This window comes from Mucilaginibacter sp. RCC_168, assembly GCF_041355315.1.
Classification (GTDB): domain Bacteria; phylum Bacteroidota; class Bacteroidia; order Sphingobacteriales; family Sphingobacteriaceae; genus Mucilaginibacter.
In genome coordinates this window covers 175,167-199,086 of record NZ_JBFUPN010000009.1, presented here as the reverse complement: position 1 = coordinate 199,086, position 23,920 = coordinate 175,167, and the positions used below count along the sequence as shown (strand labels likewise).

The 23,920-nt window shown below is 42.6% G+C and carries 19 protein-coding genes and 1 tRNA gene; 9 read left to right on the top strand and 11 right to left on the bottom strand.

The genetic code is table 11. The features are described from left to right. Window positions 1-20 precede the first annotated feature (20 nt). Entirely contained in the window at window positions 21-1,253 is a 1,233-nt protein-coding gene (locus tag AB6735_RS10620) for a family 16 glycosylhydrolase (protein ID WP_370995901.1), read from the top strand. A 55-nt stretch (window positions 1,254-1,308) separates the two neighbouring features. Further along, window positions 1,309-2,199, top strand: coding sequence for a hypothetical protein (locus tag AB6735_RS10615; RefSeq protein ID WP_370995900.1), 891 nt, complete (start codon window positions 1,309-1,311; stop codon window positions 2,197-2,199). 55 nt (window positions 2,200-2,254) lie between these two features. On the opposite strand, the gene AB6735_RS10610 is transcribed toward AB6735_RS10615, so the two are convergent. From AB6735_RS10610 to AB6735_RS10595, 4 genes are all read right to left on the bottom strand, one after another. Next, window positions 2,255-3,775: a serine hydrolase gene (locus AB6735_RS10610; RefSeq protein WP_370995899.1), complete on the bottom strand. Its 1,521-nt coding sequence runs from the start codon at window positions 3,773-3,775 to the stop codon at window positions 2,255-2,257. 149 nt (window positions 3,776-3,924) lie between these two features. Continuing rightward, a complete protein-coding gene (locus tag AB6735_RS10605) occupies window positions 3,925-6,027 on the bottom strand; it encodes a glycoside hydrolase family 97 protein (protein WP_370995898.1) in 2,103 nt (700 codons plus the stop codon). A 258-nt stretch (window positions 6,028-6,285) separates the two neighbouring features. After that, complete coding sequence (locus AB6735_RS10600) at window positions 6,286-6,927, bottom strand: hypothetical protein (RefSeq protein ID WP_370995897.1); 642 nt, start codon at window positions 6,925-6,927, stop codon at window positions 6,286-6,288. Window positions 6,928-7,163: 236 nt separating this feature from the next. Next, window positions 7,164-8,198 (bottom strand): DUF4097 family beta strand repeat-containing protein, encoded by a 1,035-nt coding sequence (locus AB6735_RS10595; protein WP_370995896.1) that lies wholly within the window; start codon window positions 8,196-8,198, stop codon window positions 7,164-7,166. Between the two features lie 183 nt (window positions 8,199-8,381). Here AB6735_RS10595 and AB6735_RS10590 point away from each other — a divergent pair, with 183 nt between their 5' ends. Continuing rightward, window positions 8,382-9,533 carry a M23 family metallopeptidase gene (locus AB6735_RS10590; protein WP_370995895.1) on the top strand — a complete coding sequence of 384 codons (1,152 nt, stop codon included), beginning with the start codon at window positions 8,382-8,384 and terminating at the stop codon, window positions 9,531-9,533. Between the two features lie 139 nt (window positions 9,534-9,672). Then, on the top strand, window positions 9,673-10,194 hold the full coding sequence (locus AB6735_RS10585; protein ID WP_370995894.1) for a hypothetical protein: 522 nt from the start codon (window positions 9,673-9,675) through the stop codon (window positions 10,192-10,194). A 155-nt stretch (window positions 10,195-10,349) separates the two neighbouring features. Here AB6735_RS10585 and AB6735_RS10580 read toward each other — a convergent pair whose 3' ends face one another. Then, window positions 10,350-12,158, bottom strand: a complete 1,809-nt coding sequence (locus AB6735_RS10580; RefSeq protein WP_370995893.1) for a glycoside hydrolase family 2 protein — start codon at window positions 12,156-12,158, stop codon at window positions 10,350-10,352. Window positions 12,159-12,329: 171 nt separating this feature from the next. On the opposite strand from AB6735_RS10580, the gene AB6735_RS10575 reads away from it, so the two are divergent. The 3 genes from AB6735_RS10575 to AB6735_RS10565 all read left to right on the top strand — a co-directional run bounded on the left by AB6735_RS10575 (window position 12,330) and on the right by AB6735_RS10565 (window position 14,516). Beyond that, the gene (locus AB6735_RS10575; RefSeq protein ID WP_370995892.1) at window positions 12,330-12,923 is read left to right on the top strand and encodes a DUF308 domain-containing protein; all 594 of its coding nucleotides are present in this window, start codon (window positions 12,330-12,332) and stop codon (window positions 12,921-12,923) included. Between the two features lie 39 nt (window positions 12,924-12,962). Continuing rightward, window positions 12,963-13,547: a Crp/Fnr family transcriptional regulator gene (locus AB6735_RS10570; RefSeq protein WP_370995891.1), complete on the top strand. Its 585-nt coding sequence runs from the start codon at window positions 12,963-12,965 to the stop codon at window positions 13,545-13,547. Between the two features lie 189 nt (window positions 13,548-13,736). Beyond that, a complete protein-coding gene (locus AB6735_RS10565) occupies window positions 13,737-14,516 on the top strand; it encodes a polysaccharide deacetylase family protein (protein WP_370995890.1) in 780 nt (259 codons plus the stop codon). A gap of 133 nt (window positions 14,517-14,649) precedes the next feature. On the opposite strand, the gene AB6735_RS10560 is transcribed toward AB6735_RS10565, so the two are convergent. The 5 genes from AB6735_RS10560 to AB6735_RS10540 form a co-directional block, all read right to left on the bottom strand. Continuing rightward, window positions 14,650-15,084, bottom strand: a complete 435-nt coding sequence (locus AB6735_RS10560) for a VOC family protein (protein ID WP_370995889.1) — start codon at window positions 15,082-15,084, stop codon at window positions 14,650-14,652. A gap of 266 nt (window positions 15,085-15,350) precedes the next feature. Further along, window positions 15,351-16,229 carry an NmrA/HSCARG family protein gene (locus AB6735_RS10555; protein WP_370995888.1) on the bottom strand — a complete coding sequence of 293 codons (879 nt, stop codon included), beginning with the start codon at window positions 16,227-16,229 and terminating at the stop codon, window positions 15,351-15,353. 118 nt (window positions 16,230-16,347) lie between these two features. Next, the gene (locus tag AB6735_RS10550) at window positions 16,348-16,929 is read right to left on the bottom strand and encodes a Crp/Fnr family transcriptional regulator (protein WP_370995887.1); all 582 of its coding nucleotides are present in this window, start codon (window positions 16,927-16,929) and stop codon (window positions 16,348-16,350) included. Between the two features lie 544 nt (window positions 16,930-17,473). Further along, a complete protein-coding gene (locus AB6735_RS10545) occupies window positions 17,474-19,333 on the bottom strand; it encodes an amidohydrolase (RefSeq protein WP_370995886.1) in 1,860 nt (619 codons plus the stop codon). Window positions 19,334-19,675: 342 nt separating this feature from the next. After that, window positions 19,676-19,748: transfer RNA gene (locus tag AB6735_RS10540), tRNA-Met, on the bottom strand. Between the two features lie 145 nt (window positions 19,749-19,893). On the opposite strand from AB6735_RS10540, the gene era reads away from it, so the two are divergent. Both era and der read left to right on the top strand, forming a co-directional pair. Next, the gene (gene era / locus AB6735_RS10535; RefSeq protein WP_370995885.1) at window positions 19,894-20,769 is read left to right on the top strand and encodes a GTPase Era; all 876 of its coding nucleotides are present in this window, start codon (window positions 19,894-19,896) and stop codon (window positions 20,767-20,769) included. Between the two features lie 142 nt (window positions 20,770-20,911). Continuing rightward, window positions 20,912-22,213 carry a ribosome biogenesis GTPase Der gene (gene der, locus AB6735_RS10530; RefSeq protein ID WP_370995884.1) on the top strand — a complete coding sequence of 434 codons (1,302 nt, stop codon included), beginning with the start codon at window positions 20,912-20,914 and terminating at the stop codon, window positions 22,211-22,213. Window positions 22,214-22,339: 126 nt separating this feature from the next. Here the strand turns inward: der and AB6735_RS10525 are convergent, their stop codons facing one another. Beyond that, a complete protein-coding gene (locus AB6735_RS10525) occupies window positions 22,340-23,917 on the bottom strand; it encodes a S41 family peptidase (RefSeq protein WP_370995883.1) in 1,578 nt (525 codons plus the stop codon). Between the last annotated feature and the right edge of the window lie 3 nt (window positions 23,918-23,920).

Sequence of the window (23,920 nt, the reverse complement as noted above, 5' to 3'; positions counted from 1 at the left end):
ACTATTAACATACTTATCTTATGAAATCACTTTTAATTTCTGTAAAAGGAGCCCTTATAGTAATGGCGCTCCTGGTAGTTACCACATCATGTAAAAAGGACCTGAACAAGCCTTCGGCTTCGCAGGCAGATCCAACCCAGGTTAGTACACCCAGGGCAGGCACGCTGGTATGGTCTGACGAGTTTAATGGCACCAGTGTAAACACTGCCAATTGGAACATCGATAATGGCAATCCTGGTGTAAATAATGAAAAGGAGTATTATCAATCGGCCAATGCCACCGTTGGGGGCGGATTGCTTACCATTACCGCGCGTAAGCAAACGGTAGGCGGTCAGCCATATACTTCGGCTAAGCTGACCACCGCGGGTAAGTTTCAGCCAACCTATGGTCGTATCGAGGCCAGCATCAAGCTGCCAGCAGTACAAGGAACCTGGCCCGCTTTCTGGATGCTGGGCGCCAGTATCAACAATGGTACACCATGGCCAAGCTGCGGCGAAATTGATATTATGGAGCAGGTGAACACCTCCAATACCATCCTGGGAACCATGCACTGGGCCATAGCTGGCGGCAATCAGCATACCCAATATGGCGGCAGCACTACAACCAGTCCTACAGGTTTCCATACCTACGCTGTAGAGTGGGATACCAACTCTATCCGTTGGTATGTGGATAATACCCTGTATGTAACCGGCAATATTGCCAACAATATTAACAATACAGGCGCTTTCCACAATCCGTTCTTTATTATCCTGAATCTGGCTATCGGCGGCGACTTGCCCGGCAATACCATTAACGATGGCGCTCTACCTTGTAACATGCAGGTTGATTATGTACGTGTGTATGATCTTTCGGGCACCAGTAATCCATCAAACCCGCCAATTGGTCAAAATATAACGCTTAAAGGTTTTAACAACCAATATGTAAGCAGCGAAAATGGCACACAGGCTATGAACTGTAACCGGCCAACCGCTTCGGCATGGGAAACTTTTACGGTTGTTGATGCCGGCGGCGGTAAAGTCGCGCTGCAAGCCATGGGTAAATATGTGTCTTCAGAAAATGGTACTCAAGCCATCACCTGTAACCGCACAACTGTTAGCGATTGGGAAAAGTTTGATTGGGTCCCTACAACCGACGGCAAAGTTACACTTAGAGGAAATAATGGCAAATTCATTTCAAGTGAGAATGGCACACAGCCTATGACCTGTACCCGGACAACGGCATCGGGCTGGGAAGCTTTTGGTATAAATCAATAACCTAATCTTTATATTTAGCCTGCCTTACCTCAAAGGCAGGCTTTTTATTTACCTGATGAAAAAATTTATAGGTTTTTGCTTCGCGCTTTTTACAGGCACATCATGCTTGTACGCTCAATCTATCGAAAAAAAATTGCAGGTATCGCTGGCCACAGGTTATCAGCAGCAAAGTTTTCACTGGTCGATAGCCGGGAACCTTAACGGGCAAAACCCCAATATTTATTCAGAGCTTAAATGGCAGCACCTGGGCGGGCAAAATATAGCTGCTAATGTACAATGGAATGTATGGAAACGTTTTTCCCTGTATGCCGGCTATAACCGGCAATCTATATCATCAGGTTCTGTAACAGATACCGATTATGGGGCCGATAACCGTACCAACCCCTCCTATCACGAAACATTTAACGGAGATGAAGGCAGCATCTCCCTGTGGAATGCAGGAGCCGGGTTTATCCTGATCAACAACGAGCGCTTTAGCCTGATACCTTATGTGGGGTATACCATGAGCAAACAGGCCTTACATTTACTGGATCGCACCGGCAACTTTCCTGATTTAAACAGCACCTATCAACCCAACTGGAAAGGGGGCTTTTTAAAAATAACATCGTCTGTACGCATTATCAAAAATTTAAAATTTGCTGCTGATATTACCTATAGCCAGGTTAATTATAACAGCAAAGCCAACTGGAACCTGATCCAAACTTTTCAGCACCCGGTCAGCTACAGTCACCACGCCAGCGGCTATGGGATTGATGCCGGCGGACAGTTTGTTTACACCATCTACCGCAACCTCAGCATACACGTCGGCGGCGGATACTTTAACTGGCAAACCGGCAATGGTACCGATGAGCTTTATCTCAATAATGGTCAGGTTGATAAAACCCAGCTCAATGAGGTTGTGAACACGGGCTTTAGGGTACAGGGTGGGGTGGGTATCGCTTTTTAATATAAGAAAAGGAGCGCTCGTATTGAGCGCTCCTTTTCTTTACGTGTTCTATTTGTTAATTCTCTTTCGAAAACAAGTAAGGATCATACTCCAATCCGTCATTCACTTTAATTTCTGTAGATACTACTTTGCCACCGTCTGTTTTAAACCTCAGCGGAAAAATACCATAGGCCAGATTGTTGTATGCCAATACCCATTCGCCATTGTCCATATATTTCAGGGATGCAGTAAGGTATTGATGGTTGCTGAATTTTATTAACAAGTCCTTTTTATTTACAGATATTTCCATTTGTCCGTAAAGTGGGTTTTGATATTTGCCGGTGTAAGCAGCAAGTGACAACTCTGGAGTTTTCCCTTTTACACGAGCCAGCATATCATTGGTTTTCTTTACGGTTTCCTGCTGATCTGTATTAAAGTCTTTTAGCATAGCCTGGCTGCGGTCTTTATAGGGAACACCCAGATAGGCATCCAATATCTGGTACCGCAGAGCCTCAAAAAAGCTTTGATTATCGTTATTAGTTAAAATGGTAATGGCCAGTTTTTCTTCGGGCACAAAACAGGTGTTGGTTACAAAGCCGTTTGCACCGCCGGTATGCCAGAAAATCTGTTTGCCATTATAATCTGCCTCAAAAACACCAAGACCGTATCCCCTGAAGTGCATAGGATAAGTCGCCGAAGCCCTGCTACTCAAAATCGTATTTTCATCGCGGGTTTTTTGAAGGGCTTTCCAGGCTATGATCTGTTTTCCTTCGTACCTGCCGCTATCTAACTGCATGCTGAGCCATTTGGCTACGTCTTTTACGTTACTAACTATGCTGCCGGCAGGCGCCAGGTTATCCACCTGGTCATACGGTAATTCAACCATCTGGCCAGTAAAGGCATTGGTATATGGTTTTGAAACGCCCTTGCGCGCCGCTATACCCACAGTTAGGGGATAGGTATTGCTCATGCCCAGCGGTGTTAGGATACTATCCTGAATGTAAGTTTCCCAGGGCTTGCCGGTTACCTGCTGTATTACCTGGCCCGCGGTTAAAAAACAACTGTTGCAATAGCCAAAGCTTTGTCTGAATTCCATGGATGGTTTCAGAAGTTTCATCCGGTTCATAATTTCCTGGCGGGATAGCATAGTGTTCCAAAAGGTAAAATCGCCCTGAAAGGTTTTGGTACCTAAATGATGTCCCAGCAGATCTTTTATAGTAAGCAAGGGTGTGATAGAGGCATCGTATACCGAATAACCCGGAAAATATTTGGTGATCTTATCATCAAGGGACAGCTTTTTATCTGCATCTAACTGTGCCAGCGCCGTACCGGTAAATAGCTTGCTGTTACTGGCTATCATAAACAAAGTATTTTCGTCAACCGGTTCATTGGTTTTGATGTCCCGCACGCCATAGCCTTTCATGATCACTGTTTTACCATCTTTCACTATGGCAATGGCAAGGCCCGGAAGGTTCCAGTCTTTTAAGCCTTGCTTAATATAGGCATCGAGTTTGTTTTCAATAAAATCTGGTTGCTGCGCGAATGTTAAAGTAGCTGTAAAAAAGCTCAATAACGTTAATAAGGAAAGTCTCTTCATTTCGTTTTCAAAAGATGCAAGATAGGAAAAAACCCGGGCAGCAAAAATTGGATGATCATGTTATAAATGGGCCACAAAAAAACCCGCTACTAATAGCGGGTTCTCCTTAATCAATATATTTCAAACACCTATCCCTCTGCACTCATCCTTTATTTGATACTGATTGCCATACCGCCACCAGAGGCAACAGGCTGTTTCAGTATAGTTTTAGACGTAACTTTGATCTTCCGGATGGCATAGCTTTTCGGGTTTTTATCATAACTGGCATCCTTACCATCGGCATAAACAGTTGCTTCGTACGTTTTGCCCTTGGGCAAATACTCAAATGTAATATTGGCTATGCGCGGGTTTTCGTCGGTAATACTGCCGATGTACCACTCTTCTTTATTTTTGGCCTTACGGGCAATAGTGATATAGTCGCCGGGCTCCGCTTCAAGGATATGGCTCTCGTCCCAATCAACAGCAACATCTTTAATAAACTGGAACGCGTCCATGTATTTATTATAGGTTTCGGGCAAATCGGCTGCCATTTGCAGCGGACTATACATGGTTACATACAAGGCCAGCTGATGCACCAGCGTGGTATGTACAAATGATTTATTCTCGGGATTGTAAACGCTGCATTGTGTTTCAAAGATCCCCGGGGTATAATCCATAGGACCACCCATTAACCTGGTGAAAGGCAAAATAGTGGTATGATCGGGATTGTTGCCACCAAAAGCCTCATACTCTGTTCCTCTTGCAGCCTCATTGCCTATCAAATTGGGGTAGGTACGGCAAAGCCCTGTTGGCCTTATCGCCTCATGCGCGTTCACCATAATTTTATAGTCAGCAGCTTTGGTAATATCATACAGGTAATGATTGACCAGCCATTGCCCGTAATGATGCTCTCCCCGCGGGATGATCTGACCAACGTAACCGCTTTTTACGGCATTGTAACCATTCTCTACCATAAACTTATAAGCTGTATCCAGGTGGCGCTCATAGTTGCGTACCGAGCCAGATGTTTCATGGTGCATAATGATCTTCACTCCTTTTTCGGCAGCATAACGGTGCAGTTCTTTTACATCAAAATCGGGGTAAGGGGTTACAAAATCAAATACATAATCTTTGGTTTTGCCAAACCAGTCTTCCCAGCCCTGGTTCCAGCCTTCAACCAATACAGCGTCGAACCCGTTTTTAGCAGCGAAATCGATATATTCTTTTACATGCTGTGTGGTGGCTCCATGCTTGCCATTGGGCTTGGTTTTTGAATAGTCGGTTATGCCCAACTGCACGTTCTCCAGGTCTGTATAGGCCCAGGTACTTTTGCCGGTGATCATTTCCCACCATACACCCACGTATTTAATGGGTTTTATCCAGGATACATCTTTGTATTTGGTTGGCTCGTTTAAGTTCAAGATCAGTCTTGATTCCAGTATGCCCGCGGCTTTATCACTCACAATTACGGTGCGCCATGGCGATTGTGTTGGGGCTTGCATGTAGCCTTTATCGCCAATAGCATCAGGCGTTAAAAAGGATTCCAGCACAAAATTCTTGTCGTCCAGGTTTAACGACATGCAGGAGTAATCAATCAGGGCGGCCTCATGTATGTTGATGTACAAACCATCTTTACTTTTCAGCATCAATGGGGTTTGCACTCCTGTCGGCGAGAAGGTGGTTTGCGATACATTGGGTGTAACCGCGGCTTTCATTTTGCCCCGGATCTCGGAAAGGTTTGATGTTACCGTTTCATACTCCTGGGTATCAAAATCACCGGGCAGCCAAAAGGCTTTATGATCACCGGTTAAGGCAAATTGCGTATGCTCTTCTTTAATGATAAAGTAGTTCAGGTTTTTTTGCGAAGGGAATTCATATCTAAAACCCAGCCCATCATTAAATAAACGGAAACGGATGCGGATATACCTTTCCTGAACGGCCTTTTGTGTTAGAGTTACCAGCAATTCGTTGTAATGGTTACGAATGGTTTTTTCCTCACCCCAAACCGGGTTCCATGACTCATCAAAGGTGCTTTGTTCTGATTTGGCGATGGTAAAACCGTCCAGAAATGATGGCACATCTTTGGTTTCTAAACCAAGCTTACTGGGCTTGATCACCGCCCTTTGTTTGTAATGGAGCTGATAGGTTGGCACGCCATTTCCCTGCAGCTCAAATTTGAGTGTAAGGTTTTTATCGGGTGATGTTATTTCCTGTGCCTGAACAAAAAGCACAGCATGAAGCATGAACGCTGCAATGAGTATAGATCTACGCATATTTTAGAATTAAAAACCGGCTTTGATTAATTGGTTACCAACAAAGTTTATCATCCTATAAACAGCTTCATATTTATTTATTTAAAATATAAATGCTTTATTTTCCAATACATTCATTTTCAATTATTTGAAAACACAAAACAGGGTTTTTAATTTGTTTTTTATAAACAATTTTCCACCCTTTCGTCATCCAGAAAACAAAAAAGCCCTAAATCTCATAGATCTAAGGCCTAATTGTGGTTTGGCTTTAGGATTTAATTATTTTCCGAATGCATAATAGGCAGATAGAATAAAAGAGTTTACAAAGTTCAAACTAAAGGTGTTTGCATTGCCCAGGCTGTTGCCGGTAAATTTTTGATGCTGGTAGCTTAAATTAGCCAAGCCCGCTGCAAGTCCTATGTTTTTAGAGGGAAAATAAACAAGATCCATATTTACACCTCCGCCATAACTATCACTATTATAATTGTTTTCGTTACTGGTATAAACGTATAATTGTTTCTGCTTTTGATAGCCCAGGTACGGCCCTGTACGTATCCCTATCTTATTATCAAATAAAAAGTATTTCCTTAAAAAGATAGTGGCTGAAAAATTTTTGTTCTGCTGCTGGATCTGCGAACTAAAGGCGGGATCATACTTCTGGTTAGAATAAGAATACCCGGCTGATGCGCCAATGTCTAATTTATCCGCAATAAAATAGCTGTAGCTGGGCGAAATAGAGTAAGATGTTAACTTGCCTTTAGAATTATCGCTTGTAGTATTACCAAAAACGGTTCGCGAGTTTGAATTGGTAAACGATATTCCAAATGTTGCTCCTAATTGTTGATTGCCCTTTTCTGTTTGTGCTTTAGCCGCTTGAAGAGTAATAACTGATAATACTACCAGTAGAAGTTTTTTGTACATAAAATTGTGTTTGAAGGGTTAATGTTGTTTTATAAATCGGGAGTACGACCCGAATTATAATATTTGGTTTAACCATATAAATATTATAATATATAAAACACTAATACTGTGCGATTTAAAATTCAACAGGTTATTTACCTTATATAAAAACAGTTATACAATAAACTTTTAAATAATAAAGGCGGCTCCCGGATATCAGGGAACCGCCTTTATTGCAGTATTATTTTAAAAATGTATTAATTAAACTTCACATTCACATTTCCACTTGATGCATCGGCACTAACAGATGCACCACCGCCATTCACTGTTCCGCGTACATGATCTTTTTCCCACTCGCCGTTAAACCCATTTATTTTTCCGGAACTAATCCGGTCGCCCCGAATGTCCAGGCTAAGCCCTTGTTTTAATGGCAGTTCCAGATCGATATTTCCGGAACTTACGTCCAGCTTTAAATATTTACCAACCCTTTTCATTTGCGCATGCAGGCTGCCCGCGCTGGTTGAAGCATTTAAACTACAATCCAATTGCCTTAAATCGATACCACCGCCAGATGTACTGGTGATCAGCTCGCCGGTTATATTGTTACCCTGCACACCGCCGCCGCTGGTACTCGCGCTGATATTACCGTTCAGGTTATCCAGCTGCAAGCCACCGCCGGATGTTTCCAGTTTGATTTTCCCGGTGCAGTTTTTGGCAATAATTCCACCGCCGCTGGTTTCCAGGTTGATATCGTTACCAGAATTAGAAACGTGTATACCGCCGCCACTGGTTTCACCCCGAACTACGCCGTTAAGCCTGTCTATCTGTAAACCGCCTCCACTGGTAGTAAAACTTTCGTTTCCTTTTAAATTATCCAGGCTGATACCACCACCACTGGTTTTAAGGTCTGTTGATGTTTGTTCCGGAACATATATTTTGAATGATATGCTCATCTGTCTTTTCCAATCAGAAAAATTGTGTTTGTTTTTCGCAATAGCACGAACCTCATGCCCGGTAACCGAAACACTCAGGTCATAATCTTCGTCAAGGCGTTTTTTGATCTCGTCTTTTGAAAGTTCGCGACCATTATTACCTTTAATGTAAACTTCCACCCGTGCGGCTTCGCCGCTTCTGCCGCTAACTAAGATACCGCCGGCCGATGTATTTACTACAACCCGGTTAATGGCATCACTGCTTAATGATTTGGTAAGGTATGGCGTCCTGCTATCATCCTGCGCCATAGCAGCAGTTGTACTACAGGCAAGGGCAAATAGTAAAAAGTATGTTTTCATATGATTTGATATTGGTTTATTTCTTACATAAGACCACACCTTTATCAAATACGTTGCATCCCGATCAATATTTATTTAGACCGGATCATCAATCCGGTTGAATATTCAGGCATACCGGTTGAATATATTTGATGGCTACATTTTAATTATGCTAATTTTAGTATCAGCAATTACGCTATTCAAATGCCCGCGAAAAACAAGTATATCCTTTGGGCTGTCATTGCGATTATATTATCGCAAGGGAAAAGTTATGCGCAGCAATATCAAACCACCGTTGATATGCGCGTACCTTTTGTTTCGGCCCCAACGGCTATCAACGGTAAATCATGCATTTACTACGAGCTCAACATCGCCAATTTCGCAAAAGACTCGCTAAGGCTGAAAATACTTGATGTGTTAAATGCTATTAATTCTTCTGCTATTTTCAATGTTGATGAAACCCGATTAAAGACCCGCGTTAAACAGCCGGGGATATCCCCAAAAGACGATAACCTAACGTTATCGCCGGGCTCATTCGCTGTAATTTACCTGGAGTTTAGTCTACCATTCAAAAATACAGCAATGCATTTAGTTCACCGGCTTGAATTTGATCTGCTGAATGGGAACAAAAAAACACCTGTTTCAATAAAAGGAGCTCCGATATCGATTGGATCAAAAGCCCCATTGGTCCTCGGGCCACCGTTAAACGGGGGACCATGGGCTGCCATTTATGAACCATCGTGGAAAACCGGTCACCGTCGCGTTTTTTATACCATAAACGGAACAGCACGACTGCCCGGACGATTCGCCATTGATTTTATAAAGCTGGATAATAATGGCCGCTATGCCACCCATAACGAAGATACCATCCGGAACTGGCATGGCTATGGAAATAATGTGCTGGCGGTGAGTGATGGGGTTATTGCCTCTGTCCAAAACAACTTCCCAGAGAGTTCAACACTTTCAGGCTATCAATCCCCATCGCCCGAAAACGCTACTGGTAATTATATCTCTATCAAAATCGGAAAGGATCAATTTGTGTTTTATGAGCACCTGAAACCCGGCAGTATAAAAGTTAAACCCGGCCAAAAAGTAAAAAGGGGAGAGGTGATTGCTTCTTTAGGTTTTACCGGGCAAACAACCGGACCGCATTTGCACCTTCACCTGGCTACAAAAGATTCGCCACTGGGAGCCGAGGGCATCCCGTTTGATCTTGAGCAATTTAAACTTTTAGGCTCTTATCCTGATTTATCCACTTTTGGAAAAAAACTGTGGAGATCCACAGTAAACGGCGCATCCATACTCGTAAGCAAAGAACGGCCTGCGCCAAATTCAGTAGTCCTGTTTGATAAGTAATTGGTTTAAAGACCCGACCATTTATGGATATGAGAATTTATTTACTTACAATAATTCTGGGCAGCTGGTAAACTATAAATATACTTTAAACGGCCACCCTGTTACCTATACAAATTATTACTACAGAGAAGGGAAGCTTGTGAAAGAAGAGCTTTTCTATAACCTTCGGCTTAAGAATACCTGGAAGGAAACTACCTACACTTACAGTTCTGATAGCTTACTTATTAAGAAGGATATTTATGGTATGGACAACGGAATAAAAACATCAATGGGCTATAATTATTACACCTATGACGACAAAAGGCTGATCAATGAAAAATATTGGGAGCTATCTGCTGATAAAACTCCTATAACAGTGCAATGTGATTACAATGCGGATGGTTTGCCTAGTAAAATGTCAGTACAAAAGGATACCTTATATAAAACCGTTCAATATCAGTATCTGGCAAAAAAGACATCAAAAATACACGTAGAAACAAACGCGACAAGCGGCCTTTCAAGGGAATTTCCCATTTTGGTATACCTTGGAAATCTAAAAAAATTTCCCATTAAATATGATACTGAGTATAGCTACGACAAAAATGGAAATCTTATTGAATGGAAAAATTTTCTAAATGAAGAACCACAAAGCTTTTATAGCTATAGCCTTCAATACTATTGATCTCTTTCTTGTATGCAAAACTTTTACACGAATTGAAAGGCGCTTAAACCCAGGCCTTTAACAATCCGGAATCCATCAACGTCCCGGTCCTCGCTACTTTCATCACGAAACCAAGACTAAAGTTGAAAAGTCTGATTAGTACTATCCAACTCTTATTAAGGTGTCAACTTATAGCTTTCTTTAATAACGGCTTCATTCACGGCTTTAACCCGTTCTATTTCCATTTTTTCAACCGCCCGGTCATAAGTAAGCACTCCGTTTATCTCATGTTCTACGTCGGTGGTTTGGGTATAGATGGCTACGCTGAGTCCTTTGTATTTCATCAACTGTTCAACCTCGTCAAGCAAAAACACGTACCTGTCCGTCAGTCGCGCCTTGGTTGGTTCATAGTCATAAGCGTTATTGGCTACGGGCCACATATGATCGCGCACAAATAAGCCCACGCCGCCAAACTCGCCCAATGATGCCGCCCGTTGTTGGTCAGGAACCGACGCCCCGTATGGACCAACATAAATATGGGTATCTACATAATCGCCATTACCCGGATCGCCATAGGCTTTCTGATAGGATGGGTTATTATTAAAGCCAGAGTTACCATTAACCAGCCTTGACTGATCATACTGCTTCACCCAACTGGTTATATTTTTAACATCAAATGCTCCCCAGTTTTCATTAAAGGGCACCCAGGTAATAATGGATGGTGAATTATAATGCTGATCGATAAGTGTTTTCAACTCCCTCCTGAATTCGCCCCTGGTTTTGGTGGTATCTTCGTTCTGATACCAGATGGCCGGCATATCCTGCCAAACCAACAGGCCCAGTTTGTCGGCCCAATAGTAAAACCGTTGCGGCTCAGTTTTCATATGCTTCCGGATGAGGTTGTATCCCGCGTTTTTGGTAAACTGGATATCAAACTTGAGCGCCTCTTCTGTGGGGGCGGTCAGTACACCGTCTGGCCAGTAACCCTGATCGAGCAGTCCTAATTGCATGATGAACTTACCGTTGATCAAAGGCCGGGTAACGCCATTAACCTTACCCAATTTAATATCGCGCATACCAAAATAGCTTTTTACTTTATCGGTGATCTTGCCATGAGCATCTTCCAGGTTGATGCTGAGATCATATAAAAAAGGATCATCCGGCGACCAAAGCTTTGGCGTTTTAATAGGCAGATAAAAGTAGGTGCCATTGGATGATGTTGCTTCCGAAACCACTTTGTTTCCATCAAGGGCTACCGCGACTATTTTTCCTTCGCCTTTGGTATTTACCAGCACTTTTAAGCGGCTGCCAGTCAGATCGGGCAACAGGCTGATGCTTTCAATATGCGCTTTGTTTACCGGCTCCAGCCACACGGTTTGCCATATGCCCGAGCAGAAGGTATAGTCACCCCTGGGACCGCTCTTGCCTGATGGTACCCGGCCATCATTCAGATCATAAGCCGCCAAAACCAAGGTGTTTTTTCCATTGGTTAAGTAGGGGGTAATGTCAAAACTAAAAGCATCATAGCTACCAGCATGACTACCCGCTTTATGCCCATTCACAAACAAGGTTGCCTGATGGGCCACGGCTTCAAAATGAATAATTACCTGCTTGCTTTTCCAATCGGCAGGAATTACAAAACTACGCCGGTACCACATATTGATCTCCTGCTTACGCTGAATACCAGATAATGCCGATTCCGGGCAATACGGAACCCGTATTTGTTCAGCCTCACTTTCAAAGGATAAGGGCTTTTCCGGGTCGAGCGCGCCGGCAACATCTTTTCCTCCCCGGTAATCCCATTTTCCATTTAAACACATCCAATCACCGCGTTGTAGTTGTGGCCGTGGATAATCGGGAAAAGGAACTTCGGCTTCCCGGGCGGCTTTTGTCCACCGGGTAGGTAAAGCAGGCGCCTGAGCAAATAAACAGGAGCAATTAATGATGAGTAGAAATGATACTAAAACAATCCGGTTTTTATTCATGATCATTGGTTTATTGGAGGGGCTCCCAAACTTATTAAAATAAATTTATTTGATGATAGCTCCTCATTATCAAATAAAAAAGCATTAAAGCAGCTATTCTGATTTTCACTTAAGTGAAAAAATGCTACTTCAATGGCGGCTACATTTGCTTTCAAAAACATCAATAACGTCATGAACTCATCAATTGAATCAATAAAAACCACCGACTCAGCAACCACTGTTCAAACTGCCAGATCGCTGCGCGGCCTCTACTTTGCACGTACCGCATTTTCTGTTATTTGGGTTATCCTCATTTCAGTTTTTGTTAAAACTAACAGCAGCATCACTGCCATACTTTTTATTATCTATCCCGCTTGGGATGTTATTGCCACCTACTGGGACATTAAGGCCAATCCGCCGCACGTATCCAAAACACCACAATATGTAAATATGGTTATCGGGATCCTCACTACTATTGGCGTAGCGCTGGCTTTACAAAAGGGCGTTCCTGCAGCGTTAATCGTCTTTGGTGCCTGGGCAATTGTTACCGGTCTTATACAATTGATACTCGGTCTGCGCCGCCGCAAAGAATTGGGAGGGCAATGGCCAATGATCATTAGCGGGGGTCAATCTATACTGGCAGGTAGTGTATTCATTGCTATGGCAAAGTCACCAACAATGGGCATCAGCAATTTGGCAGGCTATTCGGCTTTTGGCGCTTTTTATTTTCTGCTCGCCGCTATCCGGCTGTCAAAAACTATAAAAGGGTTTGAAAAGGTGGCCTGATTATTTATACTTGCTAAAATGTAAAATCGTGACGCTGTGATGGACCCTCATGAAATACTGAAAGCACATTTAACGAGTTTTTCCGCTTTAACCGAAAAAGACATAGTTGATAGCAGACCCTTTTGGAAACCACGCAAAATTAAAAAAGCTGACTTTTTCAATATGCAATACATGGTTTGTAACGATCTGGGACTGGTGGTTAAGGGGATTTTCCGGATCTACTATAGCCGTCCCGATACAAGCGAGGAGACGAATATCTTTTTCTTTTCCGAGAATCAGTTTATCGTCTCCTTCCGGAGTTTCATTACCCGTAACGCGTGTCATTATTTCATCCAGGCGATGGAGGATTGCGAAATAGTTTATATCAGCTATCATGATCTCATGAGTTTGTATGAAACCCATCCCAACTGGGCTACGTTTGGCCGGCTGCTGGCAGAATTATTCTTTACCTACTCGCAATCCCGGGCCGAGGAGCTCTTGTTTTTTTCGCACGAGCAGCGCTACATCAGACTTTTAGACGAACACCCTAATATTATTAACCGTATACCGGCCTATCATATTTCCTCGTACCTGGGCATCAAGAATCCGTCTTTGAGCCGGATCCGAAAAAGGATACAACGGTAAAAAGTAGGTTTACGTTTAAAAAACTTTAAAAAGTATTAATTAGATAACATTCAAATAACTACATACCAAACGGTCGATAGTTATTTGAATGTTAACCCGGATTGATCTGATATGGACCAGATAGGCCTGCAAAAAAATATTGTGTAAAACTATTTGAAATGGTAGGTTTGAGTTATTAATAAGCTGTTTATGAAAAAACTTGTTCTGCTTTTTTTAATGTTAAACTTTACAGCTTATGGGCAGCAGAGTAAAAGCAAAAAAGCCATTATTGTACTTACCTATGATGATGCCCTGGCATCCCAGTTAGATATAGCTATCCCTCAGTTAGATGCAGCACACCTTAAAGGCACCTTCTTTTTAATGGGCAATATCAATCAGATAACCATACCCAGGTGGCGGGCAGTAAGCAAAAATGGACATGAACTGGCCAACCATACGCTTTATCATCCTTGTCTTATGTCGTCCGTAAAAGGCAACCCGGCTAATAATTCGGCTAATTATACAGTATATACCATGCTTCGCGAAATTGCCGAGATGAACAACCTGCTTTACGCGGTTGACGGGGTAATGAGTCATACCTATGCTTACCCTTGTACCGAAATTGCCGTAGGTGGTGTAAATTATGTAGATTCGTTACGAAAATCAGGGTTGGTAAAATATGCACGTATAGGCGGAGGCCCTGATGCAGTGATAACTGATTTTAAAAACCTTGACCCATTACAGGTGCCATCATGGGGAGTAGCAGCAGATTCGATTAACGGCGACGGCCTTATTGCTTTTGTTAAAAAGGCACAGCAAAAAGGTGGCTTGGGAATTTTCATGTTTCATGGTGTAGGCGGCGATTATTTAACTACACCAGCATTGGCGCACCAGCAACTACTCAATTATTTACAGCAACATCGGGATGAAGTAGAGGTTATGACCTTTCAGCAAGCTATGGATAGCTTAATGGGGGCTAAAAATAATTAAGACCAATCCCCCGCTGCCGCAAACGCCCCGCTTGTGGTATTCACAATGGGCCCCTAAGCATGTTGACCACAAGCGGGACGCTCGCGGTAACAGAGTAATGCAAGTTAGGTGTTCGCTATTTTCTCTGTTAAATTTATCCCCTATAATTCGGGTCAAATTCCACAATCCATTCAATACCATATTTGTCTCTAAACATTCCGGCGTATGTACCCCAGGGACTATCGCCAATGGGGCCTTCAATATCTCCACCTGCTGATAGTCCGTGAAATATTTTGTCTGCCTCTTCACGACTTTCTGCACTAACTAATATTTTAGACCTGTTTTCGCTTTCGCTTACCCGTCCCATAAATTCGGGAACGTCATTGGCTATTAATACATTGTGTTTGCCAATTGGTAAGGCAATGTACATTATCTTGTTTTCATCATTTCCTGCTACCGGAAACTCAGCGCTCGCTAAGTCCTTGAAGCGGATGATCTTTGCGAACTCCCCGCCAAAAACTGATTTATAAAAAGTGAATGCTTCTTCGGCATTTCCGTTAAAGTTGATCCATGGATTAATTGTTCTCATAATTTTTATTTTTAATTATTTATTCAGCCTATGATAGATGTTATCACCGCAGCACCAACTTACAAAATATCTCAAACACAAAAAAGCCTCCAATCTTTCGATTGGAGGCTTTTTACTTTCGTAGCCCTCATTGGGCGTTTCTATAGCTATTTCTTAGAAGACCTTAGGAAAATAGCATTTTGCGCTTTGCAGCTAAAGTTCGTTGGATTGATAGCGGGTCTACTGCAGCACTATTCCCTTTTGTTGGGCAACTCGTTTTCTTTTTCTTAATTGTTTTTACTTAGCCATTCCTGGAGCGGCACAAATTTATGGGTGGCTGTTTCTTTCGCCAATTCAATTCGTGATATGGAATCGGGCCCCATATAAGTGTGTTTTTCAAAATACCCAAACATCTCGGCTAACTCTTTTGCCCCTTCAAAAAAAGTTGAAAATATTTCGGCTGGTACTTGTGAAAAGCTGTACTCTTGGCCATTGGCTTTATAGGCATCTATGATGTCATTAAAACTGTACAACTCTGTTGCCAGGGCAAGGTAATTACCGTTTCCAACTTTTTCGGGTTGCAAAAATGCACCGGCGACAACTTTTCCCAGATCATTAATGTCCGCCATGTGAATCGCTTTTTTTGTTGGGTCAATCGGTAGTGTCCAACCGGTTGTGCCATCTTGTTTTGGCTGTGGGCCCATCATTCCAACAAGGTTTTGATAATAAAATGGAGGCTGAACAAATGTTACATATTTGAACCCTGCACTTTTTACCAGATCATCTACCTTTGCTTTACCACTAAAGTGAGGCACTTCAAATTCCGCTTCACTAATAAGCTCAACATCCGGAAGTGTTGACCATATAAAATGTTGCACTCCCGTTGCTTTTGCCGCTTCAATGGCATTTTTACCCTGGGTGATTTCGTCGGCGCCTTCCCAAAAGTTGGTCACCACAAATACACCATAGGCACTTGCAAAAGCATCTTTTAAGGATTGCAAATCTTTTAGATCTGCATAAACGGCTTCATTTGCCTTGCCTGTATATGTTTCCGGATTACGGGTTATTGCTTTCACATTAAAAGAGCCTTCATTTACAAGGGCATTTACAATACCCTTACCTTGTGCACCTGTTGCTCCAATTACTACTATTGTTTGCTTTTTCATCTGTTTATTTTTATGATGTAAAATTGCAGCAACAGCGCCCCTCGCAACGATGAGAAATGATAAAAAAAAGCGTTGATAAATATCAACGCTCTTGTAAAATCAACAATTGAAACAGAAGTTATTTACTTGCTTGTTTTCTAATTCTGCTTAAAGTTTCTTTAGTTATGCCCAAAAAAGAAGCAATGAGATGTTGGGGAAATCGTTGAATAAACTGAGGGTGGTTATCGGCAAATTCTTCATAGCGTTTTTCTGCTGTATTACTAATGGTAGAATTCAATCTTCGCTGAGAAACGATGAAGCTTCGTTGGTCCATTAACCTTGTCATTTGTCCAAATGAAGGTACCTTTTCTATCAGATCCAGCATGTCTGTTACTCTGGCAACAAGTAGTTCGGTGTTTTCCCAGGCATCAATATTAAATCTTGATGGAGTAAGCATGAGCGCACTTTCACGGTCGCTTGCCCAATAATTTTCGATGTATAATTGTACAATATGCTCCGCACCTTTGTCATCTACACTGTATTGTCTCATAGCACCTTTTACAATAAAACCAACGTATTTACACACATTGCCTTCTTCTAAAAAGTATTGCTTTTTCCTGAGCTTTTTAGGCTGGAAAGCCGCTACAATTAACGCTTCCTCATCACTTGTAAGTGGCGATGTAGCGTGCTCCCTGATGTATGCTAATAGGTTTTTGTGCACTGATTTTAATGATTATTAAATTGAACCCAATGCAAAGATATATTTCCCCAATGCTACCGCAAGCGTCCTGCTTGTGGTATTTAGCTACAAGACAAATTCTAATCATATTTACCACAAGCGGGACGCTTGCGGTAGCAGAGGGGATGCGGTGATAACACCATAGGTGTTCGGAAGAATAAATTGCGACATTACACTTTATAAAGTATCTAAAACAAGCTTGCTCCGTTAGGAGCTACCTGTTTATAGCACCGCATCCCCCTCTTTTATGCCTCGTAGAGGCTACCCTTATACAATTTACCTGCTCAGTTAGGGTGCACCTACGGAGCAAAAAGATATTTTGTCTTGTATTTCTACAAACAGGTAGCTCCTAACGGAGCATATCGACAATAAAATGCAATAGGTCTATTTACCCTTTAATCTTCCTAACACTTATAGTGTTATCACCGACTACAATCTAAATATTCAGAAATAAAATATCCCCCGCAGTTGAGGCGGGGGATATGTATAGCAGATGTCTGAAAAAGAATATCTTCGTTTGGTGATATTATGATTCTCCAGTATACACAGGCACACCGCCCAGCCAAGTTTCCAATACCGGGATATTGCGCATTTTCATATATTGTGAGGATTGGGTAGTTAATGAAAGCGGATCCTGAGCTAATATAACAAAATCGGCAAAGTAGCCTGGGTTTAATGACCCAACCCATTGATCAGCATAACATTGCCAGGCCGCATCATAAGTAACAGCAACTAAGGCCTGCTCGGGTGTAATGCATTCGGCAGCATTTAATACTTCAATACTTGCTGTATTCTCTTCCATTATCCGGGTAATGGATTGTTCCATCATCCGCAGAGGCCCCAATGGACTTACCTCATTGTCGCTGTGAAGAGTAATTCTCATGCCGGCTGCAAGGGCTGAATTGCAAAGGTCGAGCGATTGCGCCTTGTCCCCGAATATAACCTGGCTAAAAGCATAGCCCCAATATCCCACATGCCCGATAAGGAAGCTTGGCGAAACACCCATCTGCTTCATCGTGGTGATCTGGTCTCCTGTAAGCAGCGAGCAATGTTCTATGCGGTTGCGAAGTTCGGCGCCACTATATTGAGCAAGCGCGTATTGGTAAGCCTCTATGGCGAATGTTACAGCTTGGTCGCCATTGGCATGAATCATCAGGGGCCAGCCTTTGCTGGCTAAAATCGTACTGATCATGGTTTCGTAATTTGGCGGAACAACATTTCCCGGGATGCCGGTCTCCGGAAAATTGAATATCCCCTCAGGATAAACAGCATCACACAAATAAGGGGTACTCTGATAACCGGTTAGCCCCTGGTTTGAACCATCAGAAACTACTTTAATATGGCCATAATATACCGGCGTGTAAGTGTCCAACTGTGGGTAGTTGCCTAAACCATTAGCATCATTTTGGCTGGCGCAAATGAGTGCCCCGCCAATCCGTACCAATGCCGGATGGTTATCCACATAGTTAGTTAACAGTTTTTGAAAAGCGCCGTTCAGCCCGGCATCATACATAAAAGTGGCTCCCCTTGAATTGGCAGTTTTAAAAAGCTCGGTCAGGTAAGTATTGATATCAAGGCCCATAGCGATGATCTGTGGCATGATCACTGTCAATGCCGGTGTCATTTGTGGGCTTTCCTGCAGCTGGCCACCGGTTTGCGTGATATAATCTTCAACTGATGAATAATTGTCGTGCACCTCTTTACTGAGATAATACACATGGGTTAATGCCCTGGTATTTAAGTAAAGCGTATGCATAGAGGCACTTAACAACATGATTGATCGTTCCGAATTTATGTTGTCGAGTACGGTGTTGTTAATGGTTTGCAATTCGGTTTCACCACCAATCTGCACAAAGGGCATCAGCGAGGGATCTAATCCTCTCCCTAAAATAACATATGCGGGATCTTTAGGGATATTACTGTTGATGATCGATCCGACAGAGGCCAGATCATATGGCGACCGCAGATCCTGCCCGTTAAAAGGGCTCACATCTATCCAGCCGGTCATCATAGCTGTTGGTACTATATGAACGTGCGGCTCGATCAGACCTGGAAGCAACGTTTGTGTGCCAGTTAATTCTTTGCTTTGATACCCGGCATAATTTTGATCCATATACGCCGCTACTGTAGTTTGGCTGCCAGTTACAACAACATTTCCATCGGCTATCCCGATGGCTTCAACCGTGTCTGTCGATCCGCCGGTCATTGGCCTGATAGTACCGCCGCTGATCATCAGCGTTTGTGGTTGTTGGGCGGTTTGTCCGGGCCCTGGTTTCATTTTCGCCAGGTTTTCGGGACTGAAAAGGTCGTCCTTAAGAATGTCTAAAACAGGGTTGTTACAGGCGCAATGTGTGCAGCCATGAACGTGTGCGTGTCGTTTTTCCATACGGGTGATAAGGTTAATATTGGGTAAATTGGTTTTTAGGTATCCGCTATAACAACAAAGCATATGGCAGATAAACAAAAATATATAAAAGAATATTTCTTATCAATAGCTAATATGTATTAATAATTAACATAATTCATCAATAATTATTTTATTAACTATTGTTTACAAACAATAGCGATTGTCTTATTTGAAACAGACAAACAAGATTCAATTATTAATCTACGGTTAATATACTTGCCAATTCAGCCCTTGTCGGGTGCTATCACTTCACCACTAACCTACAAAATATTTTAAACGAAAAAAGCCTCAAATCTTTCGACTTGAGGCTTTTAACTTTCGTAGCGGGAGCAGGACTCGAACCTACGACCTTCGGGTTATGAGCCCGACGAGCTACCAACTGCTCCATCCCGCACTGCTATTCTTATATGTTGCGATCCGTCATAACTTCGGAAAGTTCCTTCCAATTGTCAAAAATGCAATTTGCACTCCGTTTTAATTGGACTGCAAAGATATAATTCGTTTCTTTGCAGTCCAAATATATTTTTAATTATTTTTATATGAGTCATCAGGCGGGTTTTGTAAGTATAATTGGTAAGCCCAATGCAGGTAAATCAACCCTTATGAACGCCCTCGTTGGCGAAAAAATGTCTATCATCACCCCCAAAGCACAGACTACACGTCACCGTATTTTGGGAATCGTTAATACCGACGACTACCAGATCGTGTTTTCTGACACACCTGGCGTCATCAAACCTCACTATGCCCTGCACGAAAGCATGATGCACCAGGTAGATGGTTCTATTGTAGATGCCGACCTGATTTTGCTGGTTACCGACATTTATGAGGAATTTGATGAAACCGATGTGCTTAAAAAGCTGGAAGGTTCATTAGCCCCAATTGCGGTACTGATCAACAAGATTGATCAGAGTGATGAAGAAACGGTAAAAAAGAAAGTAGAATTTTGGCAGGAAAAGCTAAAGCCAAAAACGGTTTTCGCGATCTCGGCCCTGTTGGAGCATAATATCAAAGCCGTTATGGACTTTGTGGTAGAAAACCTGCCGGAGCATCCACCTTACTACGAAAAAGATGCCCTGACTGATCGCAACGACCGTTTTTTCGCGTCAGAAATGATCCGTGCGCAACTGCTTAAACAATATAAAAAAGAGATCCCTTACAGTGCCGAGGTTATTGTAACCGCCTTTGTTGAAGGCGAAACCCTGCACCGCATCAGCGCCGAAATTATTGTTGAGCGCGACTCGCAAAAAAACATCATCATTGGCCAGGGCGGCAAAATGCTTAAAATAGTAGGTACCTATGCACGCCGCGATATGGAAGAGTTTTTCCAAAGAAAAGTTTTCCTCGAGATGTTTGTGAAAGTGATACCCGACTGGCGCAGCAAAAAAAACTACCTTAAAAAATTCGGATACGAATAAACAACACAGATGTGAGATCTGAGATATTAGATTTGAGATAAATCTGGTATTTATAAATTAATCAAATAATTTTGATGTGGATTTGAATATGTAGCCTTGAATGGCCGCTCATCTCAAATCTCACATCTCAAATCTAAAAAGAATGAGTAACATAGTAGCCATAGTGGGCCGCCCAAACGTAGGCAAATCAACTTTATATAACCGTTTAACTGAAACCCGCAAAGCCATTGTCGACGATTTTAGCGGTGTAACCCGCGACAGGCACTACGGCGTTTCTGAATGGACCGACCATCATTTTACCGTTATTGATACCGGAGGCTACGTTGCCAACTCTGCCGATGTATTTGAGGCGGCTATACGCGAACAGGTAGAGATAGCTATTGAAGAAGCCTCGGTTATCCTGTTCCTGGTTGATGTTACCACCGGCATTACCGATCTTGATGATGAAATTGCCAACATGTTGCGTAAAGGCAACAAGCCGGTGTTTGTGGTGGTTAATAAAATGGATAACAATGCCCTTTTATCTGATGCTACCGTGTTTTATAGTCTTGGTTTAGGGGAGATCTATAATATCTCCTCCATGACCGGTTCAGGTACCGGCGAATTGCTCGACGAAGTGGTTAAGCACTTTGAGAATGAGTTTCCGGAAGAAAACACCCGGCCTAAATATGCTATTGTTGGGCGGCCAAATGTGGGCAAATCATCTATTATTAACGCCTTGATAGGTAAGGACCGTAACATTGTTACGCCTATAGCCGGTACTACCCGCGATTCGATCCATATCCACTATAACCAGTACGGCCATGATTTTATGCTGATTGATACTGCCGGTTTGCGTAAAAAAACAAAGGTGAGGGAAAACATTGAGTTTTACTCCGTGATGCGTACCATTAAGGCACTCGAAGAAGCCGATGTCATCATCCTGATGATTGACGCGGTAGAAGGGTTTGAGTCGCAGGATATGAATATTTTTCACCTGGCCGAAAAAAATAAAAAAGGCGTACTCATCGTAGTAAACAAATGGGACCTCATCGAAAAGAATAACAAAACCATCAAGGTTTTTGAAGAGCAGATCCGTGAAAAGATCGCGCCTTTTACTGATGTGCCTATTGTATTTACCTCCGTTACCGAAAAACAGCGGGTGTTAAAGGTAATTGATGTAGCTAACCAGGTTTATCAAAATCGTGCCCGTAAAGTAGCTACCTCTAAATTAAACGAGGTGATGCTGCCTATTATCGAAAACTATCCGCCGCCATCCATCAAAGGCAAATACGTAAAAATCAAGTATATAACGCAAATTGCAGGTACATCGCCCATGTTCGCGTTCTTCTGTAATTTGCCGCAATACATAAAAGAGCCTTATTATCGCTTTATTGAAAACAAGCTAAGGGAGAATTTTGATTTTGCCGGCGCGCCTATACAAGTTTGGTTCAGGCAGAAGTAGGACACGATTTTAAGGATTAAGAAGGATTTACAGGATTTTTCTTCACGGAGGCGAGTATTACTGCACCACGGAGCATAGCCATGATGTAGAAGTCCTTCAATCTTTTCCTAATCCTAAAAAATCCTGTTAATTGGTCAGCGCTTTTTTAAAGGCCTCGTCATTGCTATTCATTACCTCATAAAAAGCATTATCACCCCATTTAAAACGGGCGGCGTTGGCTTTGAGGATGCTTTTGATATAGTCGTGAGATATCAACAATTCGTGCGAGTCTATTTCCTTTAATGTTTTTGAAGAGTACAGGATAAAGTTGTGGAAATCATCATCACTAACAGTATACTCTTTTATAAAATCATCTCCGGTTGCAAATTTGTTCAATATGGGTTGCATCCGGTCAATCACATAGGCTGTGAAAAGTTGCTGGTCAATTAGGTTCTGTACAACGTAGGTGCTTTGTGCGGTATCAGCCGGCACAAAAACATCAGGCATAATGCCGCCTCCACTAAAAACTTTACGTCCGCTTAGGGTATGATACGAGCCTTTAAAAACAGAATCATTCCGGATGCTCTGTTCCGAAAAAAGTTCACCCTTTTTCATCCGCAAGGCCAGTTCGTTCCGGTAGCTTTCCAAACCTCCTTTATATGATTTTTGGATCGATCTGCCCGATGGGGTATAATACCGGGCCACGGTTAAATTTACGGCAGAGCCATCGCCAAACGGAAACTGCTGCTGTACCAGGCCTTTGCCAAATGAGCGGCGGCCCACAATGGTAGCCCGGTCCAGATCCTGCAATGCGCCCGCCAAAATTTCACTTGCCGAGGCCGAATACTCATCAATCAATACGGTTACCTTTCCCTGTTGAAACGAGCCAGAATCGGTGGCAAAATAATCTGTACGGGGTTCATGAATGCCTTTGGTATATACAATTAATTTGCCTTTACCCAAAAACTCATCTGCCAGAGCTGTTGCCGCATTCAAATATCCGCCGCCATTACCTCTAAGGTCAAGCAGCAAGCTATTCATGCCATCTGTTTTAAGCTTAGTCAGCGCTTTGCGGAAATCTGTATCCGTAGTTGATGCGAACTTGCCTATTTTAATATAACCCGTTGTCGGGTTAGCCATATAAGCTGCATTAACACTGCTCAGGTCAACCCGCCCTCGTTTTATGGCGTATGTTTTTATTTCCGTTCCATTGGCAACGCCAAGCAATAAGGGAGTGTCCTTTTCTCCTCTAAAAACCTTATTCACCCTATCGGTGGTAAGCTTTGTTCCGGCGAATTTTTTATTATCTACGGTAATTATTTTGCTGCCTGCCGGTAAATCCGCCTTGGAGGCAGGGCCCCCTTCATAAATCTGCGTAATAACCATGGTATCCCGCAATATTTGGAATTCGATGCCAATGCCATTAAACCCACCATCTAAACGTTCGTTAATTGATTGTGCCTGTTGTGGCGGTAAATAAAGCGAATGCGGGTCCAAATTTTGAAGCATCTCATTAACTGATGCCCCTTCAATACTGTCGATGTTAACACTATCAACATAATTATGACCAACCAGGTCTAAAACTTTCGACAGCTTGTTATTATCTGAAAATGAAAAACCAAGGTTCCGGTCGGCAAATTTTCTATCGCCTATCAGCAACCCAATGGTAATCCCTAACAGCACCAGGATCATCGTCCTGAAAATAACGCCCGCGGTCTTTTTCATATT